This window comes from Brevibacillus sp. BD137, from assembly GCF_041644655.1.
Classification (GTDB): domain Bacteria; phylum Bacillota; class Bacilli; order Brevibacillales; family Brevibacillaceae; genus Brevibacillus; species Brevibacillus brevis_D.
This window is the reverse complement of sequence record NZ_JAOTNO010000002.1, coordinates 181,876-199,953: the sequence shown is the minus strand read 5'-3', so window position 1 is coordinate 199,953 and position 18,078 is coordinate 181,876. Positions and strand designations below refer to the sequence as shown.

The following is an 18,078-nucleotide window of genomic DNA, read 5'->3' as shown; positions in this document are numbered from 1 at the left end:
AGGTAGTTGTTGACTCCATGGGAGTATTACCAATCGTTTGATGAACACCTGATAAAATCGTGTTTTCCGTAGACATAGCATCTCTTTTCGTATATTTTGGACTATATAGTGTCTGTTCCGAACGATATACAGTTTATTTCTAGAAATCAAACGTACATACGTGTAAGATAACGTCCGAATTCAGTGGAGGGCATTTATGGAAGAGTTTCACACAAATATTGGAGAGAACATAAAGCGTATCCGAAAGGAAAGAAACTTGAGCTTGGATAAAACTTCTGAAATAACAGGGGTTAGCAAAACGATGTTAGGACAAATTGAGAGAGGTAAATCTGCTCCAACCATCACAACCCTTTGGAAAATAGCTAGTGGGTTGCGCTTATCCTTCTCTTCACTCATTAGTCAATACAAGCCGAATGTTACGATTGTAAAAAAGAAGGAAGTAAACCCCATTATTGAAAATGACGGTCAATATCGTGTGTATCCACTTGTCCCCTATAATCCTGAACAACAGTTTGAAATCTTTTCCGTAACCCTTGAACCAGGATGCGAGCATATCGCAGAACCGCATACAACTGGGGTTGAGGAATTTATTCTCGTAAACGAAGGCACGCTAGAGGTTGTTGTCAATGAACAAATTTATGTCGTTGAGCCAGAAGATACTCTAATTTTCAAAGCCGACAGGCCACACATTTATCAAAACAACGGAGATCGTATCGTAAAGTGTTCGGTAATCATTCACTACTCCAGTCAATGAAAGCAAAGAGAAACCCCACTACCTGTAGGGTTTCTCTTCCGTTAGATCACTAGATAGATGCTATCCGTTTGCAGAGTCCCCCCATTCCCGTTTCCGCTCATGTAGCGAGCTCGCAATAATACGGTCCAGCAACTGTGTAAAGGTCATACCTGCTGCTGCTGCACTCTTTGGAAACAGACTGTTGGCGGTCATCCCTGGTAAGGTGTTCACTTCTAGTACGTAAGGCATATCCTGACACAAAATCATATCGACCCTTGCATAGACTTTACACTGCAGCAGTTGGTAGCTGGCGAGGGCCGCCTCTCGCACTCGCTGCTGGATAACGGGAGGAAGCTCGATCACCTTCTCCTCCGCGCCGCCATCCTCATATTTCGCTCGGTAGTCGAACCACTCTGAATGCGCCGAACGAATGCCGATAATCGGGAGTACCTCCCCATCCAGAATCGCGCAGGTTAGCTCCGTCCCTTTCAAATAGGGCTCAATCAGGATCCCCTGATCCAAATAAATGGCTTCCTGAACAGCCGACAGCAGCTCCTTCTCATTTTGCACGAGCTGGACACCAATGCTGGATCCCCCAAAATTTGGCTTCACAATCACCGGGTAGCCCAATTGCTCCACCGCCTGTGGATCATAAACGTCCTTCCAGTAAAGACCAGCAGGCGTTTGAATACCTGCCGTCTTCAGCAGCATCTTGGACAGTTGCTTATTCATACATAGGCTGCTAGCCAGTACACCGCTTCCTGTATAGGGGATACCGAGTGTCTCCAGCGCTCCCTGCACTGTGCCATCCTCACCATATTGTCCATGCAGCGCCAACAGCGCGAAATCGATGCCTGCCTGCTGAACCTGCGTGATTAAATCTGCTCGCTGCGTAATGACAATAGGAACTGCCTCATAGCGACTGCGATCCAAATGATTGATCATCTCTTGACCAGTCTTCAGAGAAACCTCACGCTCCGAAGAAATACCTCCCATAATAACGCCTATCTTCATGATGACACCTCATTTTTCTTCCAAATGATTGTGCGGTCTGTAATCGTTATGTCTCAAGTAAGCGACGCGCCTGTTTGCCGATTATCTGAATACCCCGCTCGATATTTTCATCCGTTACTCGTGAAAAACCGAGTCGCAAGGTATTCGTCCCTGTTCCTTCTTGAATGAAAAATTTGTCCCCCGGTGTAAAAATGACACCCTGTTCTGTGCAAGCTTCTAGCAGCTGGCGTGTATTTACGACTGACGGAAAGGTAAGAAACAAATGCAAGCCCCCGTCGCCAGATAGCTGCGCCTCGGGGAGATGTGCTTCACAGCAGGCTTTCGTCAGTTCATATTTGCGCTTATATTCCATACGTGCTTTTTTGATATATTTATCGAAATTTCCATTCAGCAAATATTGATAGAGTATCGATTGATCGATGGTTGAGGTATGAATGGTGCGTGCCCGCTTCATGCTTTCCAAATGGTCGAGCAATGCCTTGTCACCGAGCACCCAGCCCACTCGCAAACCTGGGAACAGTACCTTGGAGAAGCTACCAATATAGATGACTCCGTTCCCTTGCCCTGCTGTTGCGATTAATGGCGCAACATGCGCTCCCGAGTAGCGCAGCTCCTCATTGAATCCATCCTCGATCACCGGAATCTGATAGCGCATCAGTAATTTCATAACAGCACTGCGCTTCGCCGGCGACATGACTATGCCAGTCGGATTGTGATAGGAAGGAGTCAAATAGGCCAAATCGAAGCTGTTTGTCTGCTTCTGCAATACCGCCTCAAGCTGCTTGACATCTATACCATCACTCTCCATCGGAATGCCGGTTATCTCAAATCCTTGCAGCTTCAAATTCTTGATCGCTGTATGATGGGTCGGATTTTCACAAATGGCTGCTCCACGGCGCGAAGAAGGACGAAGTGCCGACAACACGATATCGAAACCTTCTGTAAACCCGCTTGTAATCAGGATATCCTTACCGCTTACATCGACGCCTTTATTCTCCATATAGCGCATCAAGTAATCGATCAGTGGCTTGTAACCCTTGGCATAGCCGTAGTTGAGCAGCACCTGCCCTTCGATTGCCATCCGATCCATAAAGGCCCGCCTTACATCCCCCAAATCAAACAACTGCTCATCCGGCGCGATGCTTGTGAATGAAATGGTTGCTTTTTTGGCGCGTATGCCCTGTTTCATCATGTCCAGTTTTGCAGCGGATACAGCATATTCGTTCATTCGTGCCTTCCAGTCGATTTGCCATGAGCCTTCCGTACCTCCGTTATTTGCAACCAAATGGCCCACCATAGTAGTTACATAGCTGCCTTTTCCTGGAATCGCATACGTAAATCCGTCATCCTCTAGGCCTTCGTAGGCAGCAATGACTGTATTGCGGCTCACCTTTAGCAGACTGCTCATTTCTCTTGTGGAGGGCAGCTTTTGATCTGCTTGAAGCGCACCCTTGATTATTAAGCGTTTGACGTATTCTTTCACTTGTATCGCGACTGGACGGTCACCAACAAGTCTGAAATCATGGAACATCCTTCATCGCCCCCGTCTATAATGATGGCATGAGAGTCGAGAGAAAAAAAGAACCACCGTACTGGATTTTTCATCCTTCGGTGGTTCCTCTTTCGTAATCATTTTTAGTAGGCCGCTAGTGAATCCTTTTACCAGATGCTATCCGTTTTATGGTTGTTTTGCGCCATCACAATATATTTGTCCAATTGCTGGCTTACTCCCAAAACTACGTCACTTGTAAGACCATGTTTTCCGGCCAATTCAATCATTTGCTGTCGAAGTTGTTCGATGCTTGTTTCTAGATCCAAGTGGTGGCGACTTGCTTCTATTCCCGCGCCCCAGATCGTGCACTTGCTTTTCGGGGATGTTCCTCGGTGCACAGAGACGTCCCTTTCTAATGAACTTACAAGAGCTTTTATGTTAAGCACCTCCTATGATTTACAAAATATGACATTAATAACTATAAATGAATATGCAAGAAATCACCAACTAAGGAAAAATGGAATAGAAAAAAACATCCTATCGAAAGGATGTTTTTTTGTGTATCTTATCAACTATTTTCTAAAAATCTGCACCATGCTGATAATTAATGACGTGTGCTGTGTCAGACTTTTGTGGTTCGTACACGATGGCGCTGCTAAACCCAAACGTTAGAAGAAGTGCCAGGAATACATGTTTCATTCTTTTTCATCCTCTCTACTTATCATCTTTTTCGTGATTGGTGATACTTCGTCCTATAACTCGTACTCGTCTATACATGTAGCTTCAGCCTTCTTCTCTCCAATTACAATGGCTTGATATTGGAGGATTTGTGATGGCGAGGCAAGATGGCGATATTTTTCAAATAACTGTACACATTGCAGAGCATCATAATGTCGATTCATCAAATCTGATAGAACGAAACAATGCAGGGTTTCATTGATTCCACTTTCAATGCGTTCCTTTGAAAAATCATATTTTGCTTTCTGATATCGATATTGGAGGTGCTGAACCATATTCACCAACATTGTTCGTTCATGGAATCTAGCAATATCTTCAGAGAGGCGTAATAAGACCTCATCCACACAGAAATGATATTTATTAGCTGCTTCCATAATCGTAACGAGACCCGGAAGTATTTCAACAGGCTGCTCCGCCAGATAGTCGGTATATTCCTTAATAATTTTTTCATTTCCCATTAATACTTCCAGTGTGTAAAAATTCGCCTTCGCAAAGACAGTAAACCGCTCAATAATTCTAATCCCTTCATCGTCCAGAAGTTCAAACCAATGTAAATCGGCGTATGCTTGTACATATTCTTTGGATTGGGAATAAGCGCCTTGCATCTGTAGGACTAATCCTTTATATAAATAGCCCATTCCGTAGTAGTAGACAAGCGGACGTTCTGTTTTTATCAACTCTGTCGTTCGATTTTTTCTGTGTTTTTGCAGCTTATCTTGATAAATAATTTTGGAAAGCCCTCGTAGCTCATCTGCGTAGGCTTCTGCTTCACTCCATTTTTGCAACGTGAAACAAACCTTCGACAAATTTAATAAAGCATCTAATTGGTCCGTTTCGGGTAGTCGCTTTCGATATGGCGAAAAGCGAATAACAGCCTTCTCATTTTCATCCGCATTTGTCCCGAGAATTGCCTGAAATAATCGGTAGTGACTCATCACAAACTGGGTAGAGTAGCTATCTTTCTCGTTCTCAATTACGTACTCATAGAATGGCACCGCCTTTCCCAGTTTTCCATCCTCATATAATTGCTCTGCCACAGTAAAAAGGATGGAGATATTTTTGGGATTCTCCAATAATTGGGAGGCAACAGCTTCGATGCAATCCTTTCGCCCATTCTCCGCGCTTCGAATCAAGTAAGGTATCAATCGGGGGCGCGAAATTTTCCCTTCATATAAACATTCATCGGGATAAAGTTCATACATCCAGCCTGGCTCGTAGCCAAACACCTCAGCGAGCGCGTCTAATTGACTTATCGTAATAGCCCGAGGCGGCTTCCCATTTAGAATCTCGCTCAATGTCCCCGGATTAATACCAGTTAAATCCCCTAGTTTGCTCAATGTATAACCGCGTGCTCTCCGATGTTGTTCAATTTCTGACCGCAGCGACTGGTGCAATGTCCCTAGCAGTCCCCCCATAATGGATCACCCTTTTAGTTTTGCTTTATTTTACAATCAAATGGTTATTTTTGGAAGATACATAAGACATATCTTTATCATTTTTATGTCCGAAGATAAAAAAATTTAGACTGACCCTCCCAAAGGTAGTTAGTTTTAGACTCAATTATCAATCTTTACTGATCTGACAGCAAAAGCCCAGCATTCGTGCAAGCCGGGCTTTTGCTGTCGCGCTAACAGGAACTTTCGGGCCGCGTCACCCCAAAAACGTGACCAATCAAACAGCCTTCGTGTTGGACAGTCTTTACCGATATTGCTCCATTAGTTTGTCCAGCATTTCTCTCATAACATGAATCAACTCGTCTGGCGCTTTTACCTTTGCATCCGTACCCAATCCAATAAAAAAATGGCCGAAAAATGGAAGGCTACTCGTGGGGATTCGATTGCCCAGCCATCCCGTGCCGTCTTCTCGAACATGAATTTGCATTTTGTGCGCCGGCCACAGTTCGGACTCACATCTCTGCACCCCTGTTGCAGTAAGCTCAACATAAAGTTCCATAGCCGGACTCTCCTCTTCAAGGTAAGAGTCCCAGTTTCCCGTATGCACTTGCGTCAAATCGACCGCTTTCCGTTCGATCAGTTCAACAGATCTAACCCGGTCACAGCGAAACAAGCGAAAATCGCGGCGGTGAAAGCAATAGGCCGGACAATACCAAAACCCGTTGCTGGCATATATTCCGATCGGCTGAACATCTCTTAACCGCTTATCCTGTTTCGATTCGTACTCCATGCGCACCACTTTTTGATCGATCGCAGCATCCAGCAACAAGCTCAAATAAGGCGTGCTTGCATGTCTCATCGGCGTAACCAGATCAAATCGTTCCCGCATCCGGTCGATACGGTCCCGAATATCTTCTGACATATAAGAGTAAAATTTGCGCAACACTGAATCTGTTTCCGCCTCAAACGGAAGATTCGCGTAGTGCCTCAATGCATGGCTGGCAAAAAAGACAGCAAGCGCTTCGCCTTCCGTAAAAGCAACCGGGGGCAGCATTCTCTCGTTCAGCATCTTATATCCCCCATTCGGACCGACTTCCGAATAAAAAGGAACCCCTAGTGCGCTCAACTCCTGCATATCCCGCATAATCGTCCGCGTGGAAACTCCAAATTCACTGGCAAGCTGTTTGGCGTTGAAAGACTTCTTTTTGTTGACGGCCATCATAATCTCGATCAGTCTTTTGGATTTTGCCATGATAAACTCCTTTTTTTATTACGACAAATATTGTCACTATTGTACGTTACGATTCTAATGAAGTCCAAAACGCAAAAATTGGACCATTTCATTTAAAAGGAGATTGATTCTACGTACGGGGAAGGCAAGAATGCCGATAGTTTGCCTGAAGAAGGGAAAACGCGTATTGCCCATGCCGTGTTGCAAACTGGAGAAAATGATATGATGGTTGCTGATCTTTTTCCGGGGCAACCTTATGTAATCGGAAATCAGATGAATATTTGTATAACAGCGACGCAACAAAGCGAGATTGAAGAAATGTTTAATAAATTGAGCGAAAAAGGGCAAGTGTTGTTCCCGTTGCAAAAAACTGAATTTAGTCCCTGCTTCGGAATGGTGAAAGACCGTTATAACATTACGTTCCAATTCTACATGAATGATACAACAAGCAGTTGGAGCTGAAAATACCAGAATGAACGCGATAAAGCTCCGAGGGGAACCCCGGAGCTTTATAACGTTCATCGTACCCCTTCTTTTAAACGTTCGCTATTCCTTTTTCCCAATCAACAATTCCACTTCCTCGATTTCCTTCGGTATCTGTGATGAGAGCACCTCGTAGCCGTCTCCTGTTACTAACACATTATCTTCAATCCGAATGCCAATCGCTTCTTCCTCTATGTACAGACCTGGTTCAATCGTGATCACCATACCGGGTTGCAAAGTAGCACTGTAATCCGAGACATCATGCGTATCCAGTCCAAGGTGATGGGACACGGAATGATAGTAGTATTTGGACAGCTCACTGCTGTCTTGGATGAGACCGAGACGTAGCAGGCCTTCTGTCAGGACTTGTTTCGTCACATCATTGAGTTGTGTAAGTGTGACACCAGGCTTGACTGCTTCTATGGTCTTGATTTCTGCTTCGAGCACGAGCTGATAGATCGCTTTCTGACGTTCTGAAAAGCGACCGTTCACGGGGAACGTTCGTGAAATATCAGCTGCATAGTAATTCGATACTGCACCGAGGTCGAGGAGGACCAAGTCACCATCTTCTGCACGCTGATTATTCGCTTCATAGTGCAAGATCGTAGCATTGATACCGCTACCAATGATAGGTAAATAAGGAAGCTCGCGAACACCATGCGACTTCAACGTGAAATCATAATACGCCTCTAGCTCATATTCCATGATTCCAGGACGTGCATGCGACCACATGCGACGGATTGCTTCATCCGTGATCGCAATCGCACGTCTGATTTCTCCGATCTCTGCTGGACTTTTCAACATACGCAGTTCTTTCAGCCATGGGCCCGCATCGTGAATCTGCAGGGTCCGGTATTTCTTCTGCGCGTCTTCGGCAAAAGTCTCTGCAGGGGTCAGCTCGTCACTCCACTGATAGCGATACAAGTCAAGATAGAGCGAGCACTTGCCTTCGCAGCGTCTCATAAAGGTTCCAAATGACTCCAGCCACTCGTCGAGATAGTCGAAGTGTTCGATACCAGACTGCTCTTTCGCCTCTTGATCCGATAAGACGGCCCCTGTCCATTTCGCTTCCAGTTCATTTGGGCGCTGAAGAAATAGCGTTTCGTTCACGATGCCAGCGCGTTTCGTGATCATGAGAATGAGGTTGCTGCGCGCAATGCCGGTTAAATAATAGAAGTTGCGGTTCGGTGAAAACAGGTATTTATCGTCATTGCTGCGTGTCTTGACAACCCCCGAAAATAGGACAATTGCGCTGTGGTCAGGCATTTTTTCCGCGAGTTTTTGACGGCGATTGATGAACTCTATTGAATGTAAGGTTCCTGTCATTTGTTTTATACCCCCTCGTTCGTGAGTTTCTTCTTATTGTAGGATACTTTCATCATTTGGGAAACGAGTTTCAACAAAGAGCAGTTGCTCTAGGCAAACTGCTCCTTGTTATCGTAAGCTACGACCTCATTTTATGAAACGTTACTCTGCCACTCTTTTCGCCCAACGCAGGTCCGGTGTCCCGGTTACACTGAAGCGGATGCCTTCGATTTTTTTGCTGTTGAGGTAGTTTTCGTTATTGAAATAAACCGGGATGACTGGCATATCCTGCATCAAAATGGTTTCAGCGTCGTGCAAAAGCTTCATGCGTGCTTCCTCGTTTTGCTCGACCTTTGCTTTTTCGATCAGCTCGTCAAATTTCGAATTGGCCCAGTTGGTGAAATTGCGGGAGCTTTTCCCTGTGTACAGCTCCAGCATCGCGAGCGGATCAAGGTAATCGCCGCCCCAACCCATGCGGGCAATCTGGAAGTTTTTCTGCTTGAACGTATCGATGTATGTTTTCCACTCCTGATTCTCCAGCTTCACTGGCACGCCCAAATTTTGCTTGAACATTTCTTGCAGTGCTTCGGCGATCTTCTTGTGGTTTTCCGCGGTGCTGTATTTTAGTGTAATCGGCGGCAGCTCTGTCAAGCCTTCTTCCATTAAGCCTTCAGCCAGGAGCTGCTTTGCCTTGGCCGGATCAAACTGATAGTAAGGTGCCACTTCTTCGCGGAAGTCCTTACCCGAAGGAGTTTTCACCCCAAATGGCGTATAGCCGTAAGCTGGAAGCTGGCCTCCCTTGGTCACGTTTTTCGTCAGGATGTCTCGGTCGATCGCGTAGGAAAAGGCCTGACGAATTTTCGCATTCGTAAACGGCTTTTCCTCTACGTTAAACGTGTACGTATAAATGCTGTAGTCCGGGAATGATTTGTACTCTTCTTTTTCTTTTTCCTGTTCAATCACGTCGATCGGCAGGGAATCAATCAGATCAAGCGCTCCTGTTTTGAACATCTGGTAGTAGGTGGTCGCTTCGTTTACCATCTTGAAGTGGACAGTGTCCATCGTTACTTTTTCTTTCTCCCAATAGCTCTGGCTTTTGGCAATCGTCAGTTGGCTATTGTGGTCCCAGCTCCCCACGGTGTACGGGCCATTGGTCACGATGCCTTTCGCTTCGGCCGCCCAGTTTTTGTCTGCATCCACGACTTTTTTGTTCACTGGCAGATAGGCGCGACTCATCATGATTTTCGGGAAATAGGTGATCGGGTCTTTCAGTCCAACGATGAGTGTTCGGTCATCCTTTGCCTTGATCTGAACGTCATTGACGCTGCCTTTGCCTGTGTTGTATGCCTCCGCGCCTTGTATGTAGTAGAGTGCGGATGGTTCATAGGCGGCAGTCTGTGGATTCAACACACGCTTCCAAGAGTATTCGTAGTCATGCGCCGTCACCGGATCGCCGTTCGACCATTTCATCTCGGGGCGCAGAGTAAACGTGTAGGTTTTGCCGTCCGGGGAGACTTCCACCTTTTCGGCTGCTCCTTCGCTGATGTCCCCATTTTGGCTGTATCGGTACAATCCTTCATACAGATGATCAATTACCCAGTACGATGTGGTATCGGAAGCGAATGCCGGGTCTAATGTGTACGGTTCGCCCCGCAGGTTAGCGGTCATGACTTGTTTGATGGCTGTCCCCGTCTGTTGATCGGAAGATGCAGCTGATTTATCGCTGCCGCACGCAGAAAGCGCAGGCACAGCGAGAGCTAGCAATGCAACAAAAGTAAGCAATCCCTTTTTCATGATGATTTCCTCCTTGTTCTCCTCTGTCTACTGTACAAGATGGCAAGCGATCCAGTGTCCGTGCCTCACCTCCTTCCAATCCGGTGCTGTTTCGGCGCAAACGCTTTGGGCAACCGGACATCTGGTGCGAAACGGACAACCGCTTGGCGGATGAATCGGGCTGGGTGGTTCTCCAGTCAGTACAATCTGCTCCCGTTCTTCGCGCTGGGCTGGATGGGAGACGGGCATTGCCGTGATCAAGGCTTGAGTGTAAGGATGCAACGGTGTGGCAAACAACTCCTCGCTCGGTGCAAGCTCCATCATCTGTCCCAGGTACATCACGCCAATCCGGTCGCTGATATGCTTCACCATCGACAGGTCATGGGCGATAAACAGATAGGTGATAGACCGCTCTGCCTGAAGATCGGCTAAAAGATTGACGATTTGCGCCTGAATGGACACATCCAGTGCGGAGATGGACTCGTCTGCCACGATAAAGCTGGGCTCCACCGCAAGCGCACGAGCGATTCCGATACGCTGTCGCTGTCCGCCGCTAAATTCATGCGGAAAGCGTTTTGCGTGGCTTGGGTGCAATCCTACGAGCTCCAGCAGCCGATAGATGCGTTCTTCTCGTTCTTTTCCTTTTGCCAATCCATAGGAGTCAATTCCTTCGGCGATGATGTCGCCTACCCGCAACCGCGGATTGAGTGAGGCCTGCGGATCCTGGAAGATCAGCTGCATGTGGCGGTTCGCTTCCCGTCGCTCACGTCGATCCATCCTGGCAATGTCTTTGCCTTGAAACAGGATGCGCCCTGCAGTAGCCGGGTACAGGCCAACGATCGTTCTACCCAGCGTAGACTTTCCGCAGCCGCTTTCCCCAACGATTCCGAGCGTCTCCCCTCGCCTGATTTCAAAAGAGACACGGTCAACAGCTCTAACCCGTTGGCCTTTGCCAATCTCAAACGATTTAGCGAGATTCTCCACTTCTACTAAGTTGTCACCCATGTGTCTCCCTCCCTGCTACCATCCACGCTTCTGCTCCCCGGGCACGCGGGTCGTTCAGCCAGCAGCTCGCCTCATGCTGATTGAAAAACGAATTTGATTGCGGCATATGCTCCAGGCAAATTTCCATGGCAAACCGGCATCGGTCAGCGAACGGGCAACCAACAGGCGGACGAAACAAATCCGGCGGTGTCCCTTCGATGGGAATCAGTCGTTCTTTTTTACCTGCATCGAGACGTGGCACAGACTGCAACAGCCCTTGTGTGTATGGATGGCGCGGATTGTCAAAAATCTCTCCCACCGGGCCGCTCTCCACCACTTCACCTGCGTACATGACCGCTACATGATCGGCCACCTCTGCGACTACGCCCAGATCGTGGGTGATCAAAATGATCGACGTCTGCAACTGCTCCTGCAATTCCTTCATCAGACGAAGTATCTGTGCCTGAATGGTCACGTCGAGCGCCGTCGTCGGTTCATCCGCGATAACCAACTGCGGTTGGCAGGCTAGCGCCATAGCGATTCCGACACGCTGCCGCATTCCTCCACTTAGCTCGTGCGGATATTGTTCAAATCGCCTCGCCGCCTCTGGAATACCTACCCTCTCCAGCAGTTTCAGCGTCTCTTCCTTTGCTTCCATCTTCGTATGCTTTCGATGTTTGATCAGCCCTTCCGCAATCTGCTGACCGATTTTCATCGTGGGGTTCAACGAGGTCATCGGGTCCTGAAAGATCATACCGATCTGCGAGCCGCGAACCTGCTGCCATTCCAGCTTCGTCAGCCCAGTCAGTTCACGCCCGCGAAACCGAATGCTGCCGCCTTTTACCTGACCAGATCGCGGTGGAATCATCCCCATCAATGCCCGGGCCGTCACACTTTTTCCGCAGCCGCTTTCCCCCACAATCGCCAGCGTCTCTCCCTCCTTCACAGAAAAGGAAACCCCTCTTACTGCCTGCACCTCACCACCGTACGTGCGAAAGGAGACGTGTAGCTGATCTACTTCCAATAAAGGCTTCATAATGTACTCCCCCCTCATTTCCTGATCCGTGGGTCCAGTGCATCCTGCAAACCGTCCCCGAGTGCATTGCACGCGAACATCGTAAGCGAAATCATGAATCCCGGAAAAAACAGTCGCCACCACTGGCCGCTCAGCATAACCGCCAGCGCGTCGTTGGCCATGGTTCCCCAGCTGGCTATTGGCGCTTGCACACCCAGCCCAAGAAAGCTGAGAAATGATTCGGCGAAAATCGCGTGCGGAATTGTAAAGGTCAGGTTGACGATGATGACGCCGATCGTATTCGGCAGCAGATGTTTGATGATGATTTTGGCATGAGAGGTGCCCAGCTTTTCTGCGGCCAGCACAAACTCCTGCCGCTTGATCTGCATGATTTGTCCTCTGACCAGGCGGGCCATCCCCACCCAGCCAGTTAGCGAAAGGGCAATAATGATTGTTGCGAGTCCAGGCTCCAGAACCACCATCAGCAGGATTACCACCAGCAGATACGGAATGCTGTACAGAATTTCAGCCAACCGCATCAGGATGTTGTCTACACGGTCACCCAGCTTGTTCCTCCCTGCCATGTAACCGGATATCCCGCCGATGCATACACCAATCACGAGGTCGATGGCTGCTGCCGCCACACCAATAAACAAAGAGATTTGTCCGCCTGCCCAGGTACGTGCCCACATGTCCCGCCCCAAGTCATCGGTTCCAAACCAGTGCTCGCCTGACAGTGGCAGATTTCCTTTCATCAAAGACTGTTCATGTGGACTGTGGGGAACGAGAAGCGGACCGATGATTGAGAGGGTTACCACTGCTGCGAGCAGGAAGAACCCGAGCATTGCCAGCTTGTTACTGGATACCCTCTGCAATACCTCCTGCCAATACCCAAGACTCGGCCGCTCCCGAATTTCCTCAGAAAGCCGATTTCGGTCGACTGGTCGAAACAGAGAATCCAGTTGTGTTGCCTGATTGGCCATAACGCTACCTCCCTCCACTCGTTAATCTGATGCGCGGGTCAATCACCCGATACAGCAGGTCGATGATGTACAAAGTAAAAATGAGCACAAAGCTGTAAAACACAGTCGTTCCCAAAATAACGGGATAATCGCGGTTAAAAATGCTTTCCACGAAATATTTGCCGATCCCGGGAATGGCGAAAATCTTTTCCACCACAAAGGTTCCGGTCATCAGGTTGGCAAACAGCGGACCGATAAAGGTAAGAACAGGCAGGATGGCGTTGCGCATCCCGTGTCTAACGACAATGGAAAAGGTGCCAAGCCCTTTGGCCTCTGCCGTACTTATGTATTCCTGTTGCCAAACCTCAAGCATGCTGGCTCGTACAAAACGAGCGATGATGGCGAGCGGACCGATAGCGAGCGCAAGTGTTGGAAGAATCGAGTGCTCCCAGCTCCCCCATGCAGCGACGGGTAAAAGCTCCCATTTGACCGCTAAGTACTTGATCAACAGTGGCGCGAGAATAAAACTGGGGACGGAGATTCCGATGATGGCAGCAAACATAGACAAGAAATCCAAGGTCCGATTGTGATAGAGTGCCGCTACGATTCCCAGTGTGATTCCACCTGCCAGCGCGACCATAAACGACTGGAGTCCCAGAACAGCCGATGCGGGAAATCCCTCTGCAATCAGTGTGTTCACATCCCTCGTCTTGGACTGGATAGAGGGCCCTAAGTCAAATTGCAGCAATCCTTTTAGATAGAGCAGGTACTGTACCGTGATTGGCTGATCCAGTTTGTACTCCGCTCGCATGTTCTTCACCACTTCTTCTGGAAGCATTTTGGCATCTGACGCGAATGGATCACCAGGAATCAGGTGCATCGTCACGAACGTTACCGTGACAATCATCCACAGCGTAACGATCATGAGAAAGCCACGCTTGACTGCATAATAAAGCACGTTGTTTCCTCCTTTAAATAATACAAAGTAAAGAGATGAGAATACTACGGATTATAAATATAGAAAACCCCTCTCCGAAAAGAAGAGGGGCGATTGCACGTTTCCCACCTTCTCATCTCGCAGATTAACTCCGCAGGAATTAGCACCGTAAGGTCAATCAGACCAAGGTTGCCGGGTTTCATCGGGCCAGTCCCTCCACCACTCTCGATAAGAATGTTCTATGAAATTTAATTTCATTGTAAAATTCTTTTTTATCTTATCATTTTACTCGGATATGTCAATGCTGTTCCATGACAATTGATTTTTCTTTATTTTATTTGTGAAAAAAGTAAATCTTCATACACGTATGAATAGGAGGATGTCAGCCCAAATCTTAATCGTGGTGGCTAGGATCAACAAGGCAAGAATGGATTGGAGAATCCGCGTGCCCAAACGTTTGCTGACCTTCGTACCGAGCGGCGCTGCCATGATACTGGCGATTACCATGATCACGGATGGCCACAGCAATATGTCCCCTGCCATCCATTTCCCTATCGTCGATCCAATGGAAGATAGAAAAGTGATGGCAAGAGAGGACGCAATCGCAACTCTTGTCGGTATCTTGAGGATGATCAACATGATGGGAACCAAAATAAAAGCGCCCGCTGCCCCGACAATTCCGGAGGCACCTCCGACCGTCAAAGCAGATAAGACAGCTGTTGGTTTATGAAAGATAACCTCGGTCGTCTGTTCACGTTCGTCCATTCGCTTTTTTGGCAGGAACATCAAGATTACAGCAATCGTGGCCAGGATGGCGTAAACGATATTGACGGCATTTTCCGAAAGAAATTTTCCTCCATATCCTCCAAGCAAGCTCCCGACAATAATGGCACTTCCCATGTACACAACGAGCTGGTAATGAATAAGCTTATCTTTGCGCAGAGTCCAAACAGCGGCTAGGGTGGCAAAAAATACTTGGACGGCACTTACTCCGGATACTTCGTGAGCTGTGTAAGCAACGAATCCAAGGGCGGGCGGAATGTACAGAAGCATCGGATACTTGATGATGGAGCCCCCGATTCCAACGAGACCAGAAATGAACGATCCCACGAAACCGATAACAAACAGTGTGATCACTAGGTCGATAGTCATAGGCTCACCCTTTGCAGCGACTCGCTTTGATTTCGTTTCGTTTTATCCTCGTTCTACTACTGGCAAGCGGTCTATTTGCCATTGTAAGATACCGCCGCTCAAATTCATTACATCCTTGAATCCGTTTGCTTTAAGAATGCTTGCGCCAATGGCAGATCGGGCACCGGAACGGCATTGTACGAGAAGCGGTTTATCGTGAGGAATCTCATCTAGCCGCATGGCGAGTGTACCGAGCATGATGTGCTGTGCATCTGGAATATGTCCTTCCTCCCACTCGGCCAAATTACGTACATCTACTACGTGAACCTCTCCCTTTTCCACCCGTTCTGCAATTTCCAGCGGTGATACCTCTTCGATTGTCTCGAGCGAAGACACTTCACTTTCCACTAGTTTGGTGCTGTCGATAAAGCCTGTGACATGATCAATCCCTACAGCATGCAAGGCTTGCAAAATCTCGTCCAGCGCATCTGGGGTGGTCAGGATGTGAACGGGCCGATCGTAATCGACAATCCAACCCGCCCAGTTGGCAAATGACTTGTTAAAGGGAATGTGAAGTGTTCCCGCCAGATGCCCCTTCGCAAATTTGTGGAAAGGTCGCGTATCGATCATCTGTCCGTTTTCCAGTGATTCCTTTACCGCTTCAAGCGAGTTGAACTCTCGAACAACAGGAAGCTCCTTTAGCAAGGCAGGGCCTTCCTTATTCACGCGTTTCATCACGGCAAAATACGTTGGCGGCTCTGGTTGTCCATCCAGGAGAGCCTGAACGAATTCCTCTTCACTCGTGTGTGACATCGCCCAGTTAAAGAGCTTTTCATAGCCGACGGTAGAAGACGGCACGGCTCCCAGTGCTTTCCCGCAAGCACTTCCTGCGCCATGGGCTGGCCATACCTGTATATAATCCGGCAGTTGCTTGAATTTTTGGAGGGACTGGAACATGGCTCTTGCACCTAACTCGGACGTCCCCTTCATTCCCGCTGCTTTTTCGAGCAAGTCCGGTCTGCCGATATCGCCGACAAAGACGAAATCTCCCGTGAAGATCCCAATAGGGCGATCTGCATTCCCTCCAAGGTCTGTCAAAAGGAAGGAGATACTCTCAGGTGTATGGCCAGGGGTATGCATGACTTCAAATAGCAAGTTTCCGATAAAAAAGCGATCCCCATCGTGCACAAGCTGATGATTCAAGCCTTTCACGTATTGATATTTCCAATCTTCATCGCCCTCATTGGATAAAAACAGCTTCGCTTGATGAACTGCTCCCAGTTCCCTAGCACCAGATACAAAATCAGCGTGAATGTGGGTTTCGGTGGCGGCTACAATGGTTACTCCCTCTGCTTTGGCGACCTGAAAATAAGGAGCCAGATTACGAGCGGGATCGATCACAATCGCCTCACCGGTTTTTTGGCAGCCGACCAGATAAGACGCATGGGCAAGCTTCTCATCATAAAAGTAACGCAATAACATCGTGTATTCCTCCCTTAACCTGTCAATTATTTGTTTGCTTTTTCCGTGAGTAACTCAAGCAGATACCGGAGTGATTCCAGATCGCGCAAAATGGATGTCTCCCTCTTTCCTTCGAAAACTGTCTCACATCAATCCTTTTAGCATGCCATTCCAATAAAGGATGGGAAGCAGTTCTTTTTTCATCAGGTACATACTGAATCTTTCTTTGGATTGGTCAAAAGGAAAGGTTTCGCACGGCTTCAGGTTGTAATCAAATTCGGCGAGTACCAGCTTGTTGTACCCCGTTACGAGTGGGCAGGATGTATAACCGTCATACTTGGCAGTCAATGGATTACCATTGATCAGCGCGAGCAGGTTTTTCTCGACCACAGGCGCCTGTTTGCGAATAGCAGCTCCGGTTTTGGACGTGGGAAGATTCGTGCAATCGCCAATGCCGAAAATAGTGGGAAATCTCTTGTGCAAAAGCGTAAATGGATCGACATCGACCCAGCCTCCTGTGTCTGCCAATGCGCTGTTTGCAATGAAATCGGGCGCTTTCATGGGAGGGGTCACATGAAGCATGTCATACTTCCATACTACCTGCTCTTTGGTGTCCAGATTCTCGAAGACGGCTTCTTTGGTATCCGCCCGTACCTCCAGTAGGTTATGCTTGTATCTCGTTTCGATGTTCTTGCGACGAATGACCTTATTGAGGGTAGTGGCATACGTGGGAACGTCAAAAATACTTCCCTTCGCTGATGCAAAAATGATCGCTGAGTCGTTGCGAACCTTTAACTTGCGAAAGTAATCATCGGCCAGATACATGATTTTCTGAGGGGCTCCGCCGCATTTTACGGGTGAATTCGGATGGGTAAAAATGGAAGTACCGCCTTTAAAACTCCGGATGGCTTCCCATGTACTTTCTACCGTTTGGTATGCGTAGTTGCTGCAAACGCCGTTCTTCCCAACGGCATCCTTCAAACCCTTTACCCCCTCCCAATCAAGTTGCAATCCGGCAGCAATAACGAGGTAATCATAGGAAAAGACGGCCCCCTGCTTCGTACTAAGCGTGTGTTGTTCCGGTTGAAACATGGTGACCGCATCGCAAATCCAGTCGACGCCTGTGGGAATCAGAGAGGAGAGGTCTCGCTCGGATTCCTCCTTTTTAGCGGCACCACCTCCGACTAATGTCCACAAAGGCTGATAATAATGCTTGGATGCGGGATCGATGATGGCGACTTGTCCCATGAGCCTTTTGGAAGCACGGACGAGACGGGCAGCAACAGAGATACCTGCTGAGCCTGCTCCCACGATCACAACCGTATAATGAACTTGTTTTGCCATAGCTCCTCCTTCGACGACCATTTGGTTTCCATTCATACGATGACCGTTCATAAGATGCAGTCTCTCTATTCAGTTTATTCT

The 18,078-nt window shown here is 48.0% G+C and carries 16 protein-coding genes and 1 riboswitch; of the genes, 2 read left to right on the top strand and 14 right to left on the bottom strand.

Annotation, left to right across the window (positions count from 1 at the left end; translation table 11 throughout):
* Nucleotides 1–196: 196 nt before the first annotated feature.
* Entirely contained in the window at nucleotides 197–754 is a 558-nt protein-coding gene (locus tag ODZ53_RS04555; RefSeq protein ID WP_015891143.1) for a helix-turn-helix domain-containing protein, read from the top strand.
* Nucleotides 755–814: 60 nt separating this feature from the next.
* Here the strand turns inward: ODZ53_RS04555 and ODZ53_RS04550 are convergent, their stop codons facing one another.
* The 5 genes from ODZ53_RS04550 to ODZ53_RS04530 form a co-directional block, all read right to left on the bottom strand.
* Nucleotides 815–1,747 (bottom strand): D-alanine--D-alanine ligase, encoded by a 933-nt coding sequence (locus ODZ53_RS04550; RefSeq protein WP_372676101.1) that lies wholly within the window; start codon nucleotides 1,745–1,747, stop codon nucleotides 815–817.
* Nucleotides 1,748–1,793: 46 nt separating this feature from the next.
* Nucleotides 1,794–3,278: a MocR-like pyridoxine biosynthesis transcription factor PdxR gene (pdxR, locus tag ODZ53_RS04545; RefSeq protein WP_372676100.1), complete on the bottom strand. Its 1,485-nt coding sequence runs from the start codon at nucleotides 3,276–3,278 to the stop codon at nucleotides 1,794–1,796.
* Nucleotides 3,279–3,406: 128 nt separating this feature from the next.
* A complete protein-coding gene (locus ODZ53_RS04540) occupies nucleotides 3,407–3,637 on the bottom strand; it encodes an aspartyl-phosphate phosphatase Spo0E family protein (protein ID WP_082909795.1) in 231 nt (76 codons plus the stop codon).
* Nucleotides 3,638–3,991: 354 nt separating this feature from the next.
* Nucleotides 3,992–5,392, bottom strand: a complete 1,401-nt coding sequence (locus tag ODZ53_RS04535; RefSeq protein WP_372676099.1) for a helix-turn-helix domain-containing protein — start codon at nucleotides 5,390–5,392, stop codon at nucleotides 3,992–3,994.
* 283 nt (nucleotides 5,393–5,675) lie between these two features.
* Nucleotides 5,676–6,623: a helix-turn-helix transcriptional regulator gene (locus ODZ53_RS04530; protein ID WP_372676098.1), complete on the bottom strand. Its 948-nt coding sequence runs from the start codon at nucleotides 6,621–6,623 to the stop codon at nucleotides 5,676–5,678.
* A 141-nt stretch (nucleotides 6,624–6,764) separates the two neighbouring features.
* On the opposite strand from ODZ53_RS04530, the gene ODZ53_RS04525 reads away from it, so the two are divergent.
* The gene (locus tag ODZ53_RS04525; RefSeq protein WP_372676097.1) at nucleotides 6,765–7,064 is read left to right on the top strand and encodes a VOC family protein; all 300 of its coding nucleotides are present in this window, start codon (nucleotides 6,765–6,767) and stop codon (nucleotides 7,062–7,064) included.
* An 84-nt stretch (nucleotides 7,065–7,148) separates the two neighbouring features.
* On the opposite strand, the gene ODZ53_RS04520 is transcribed toward ODZ53_RS04525, so the two are convergent.
* From ODZ53_RS04520 to ODZ53_RS04480, 9 genes are all read right to left on the bottom strand, one after another.
* Nucleotides 7,149–8,411, bottom strand: a complete 1,263-nt coding sequence (locus tag ODZ53_RS04520) for an aminopeptidase P family protein (protein WP_372676096.1) — start codon at nucleotides 8,409–8,411, stop codon at nucleotides 7,149–7,151.
* 141 nt (nucleotides 8,412–8,552) lie between these two features.
* Nucleotides 8,553–10,184 (bottom strand): peptide ABC transporter substrate-binding protein, encoded by a 1,632-nt coding sequence (locus ODZ53_RS04515; RefSeq protein WP_372676095.1) that lies wholly within the window; start codon nucleotides 10,182–10,184, stop codon nucleotides 8,553–8,555.
* A gap of 27 nt (nucleotides 10,185–10,211) precedes the next feature.
* Nucleotides 10,212–11,168: an ABC transporter ATP-binding protein gene (locus ODZ53_RS04510; protein ID WP_372676094.1), complete on the bottom strand. Its 957-nt coding sequence runs from the start codon at nucleotides 11,166–11,168 to the stop codon at nucleotides 10,212–10,214.
* Complete coding sequence (locus ODZ53_RS04505; protein ID WP_372676093.1) at nucleotides 11,161–12,183, bottom strand: ABC transporter ATP-binding protein; 1,023 nt, start codon at nucleotides 12,181–12,183, stop codon at nucleotides 11,161–11,163. The genes ODZ53_RS04510 and ODZ53_RS04505 overlap by 8 nt, the downstream gene beginning before the upstream one ends.
* 14 nt (nucleotides 12,184–12,197) lie before the next feature.
* Nucleotides 12,198–13,145, bottom strand: a complete 948-nt coding sequence (locus ODZ53_RS04500; protein WP_372676092.1) for an ABC transporter permease — start codon at nucleotides 13,143–13,145, stop codon at nucleotides 12,198–12,200.
* 4 nt (nucleotides 13,146–13,149) lie between these two features.
* Nucleotides 13,150–14,082 carry an ABC transporter permease gene (locus tag ODZ53_RS04495; RefSeq protein ID WP_372676091.1) on the bottom strand — a complete coding sequence of 311 codons (933 nt, stop codon included), beginning with the start codon at nucleotides 14,080–14,082 and terminating at the stop codon, nucleotides 13,150–13,152.
* 109 nt (nucleotides 14,083–14,191) lie between these two features.
* Nucleotides 14,192–14,296: riboswitch (SAM riboswitch) on the bottom strand.
* A gap of 122 nt (nucleotides 14,297–14,418) precedes the next feature.
* A complete protein-coding gene (locus tag ODZ53_RS04490; RefSeq protein ID WP_372676090.1) occupies nucleotides 14,419–15,213 on the bottom strand; it encodes a sulfite exporter TauE/SafE family protein in 795 nt (264 codons plus the stop codon).
* 42 nt (nucleotides 15,214–15,255) lie between these two features.
* Nucleotides 15,256–16,674: an MBL fold metallo-hydrolase gene (locus tag ODZ53_RS04485; RefSeq protein WP_372676089.1), complete on the bottom strand. Its 1,419-nt coding sequence runs from the start codon at nucleotides 16,672–16,674 to the stop codon at nucleotides 15,256–15,258.
* A 123-nt stretch (nucleotides 16,675–16,797) separates the two neighbouring features.
* The gene (locus tag ODZ53_RS04480) at nucleotides 16,798–17,997 is read right to left on the bottom strand and encodes an FAD/NAD(P)-binding oxidoreductase (protein ID WP_372676088.1); all 1,200 of its coding nucleotides are present in this window, start codon (nucleotides 17,995–17,997) and stop codon (nucleotides 16,798–16,800) included.
* Between the last annotated feature and the right edge of the window lie 81 nt (nucleotides 17,998–18,078).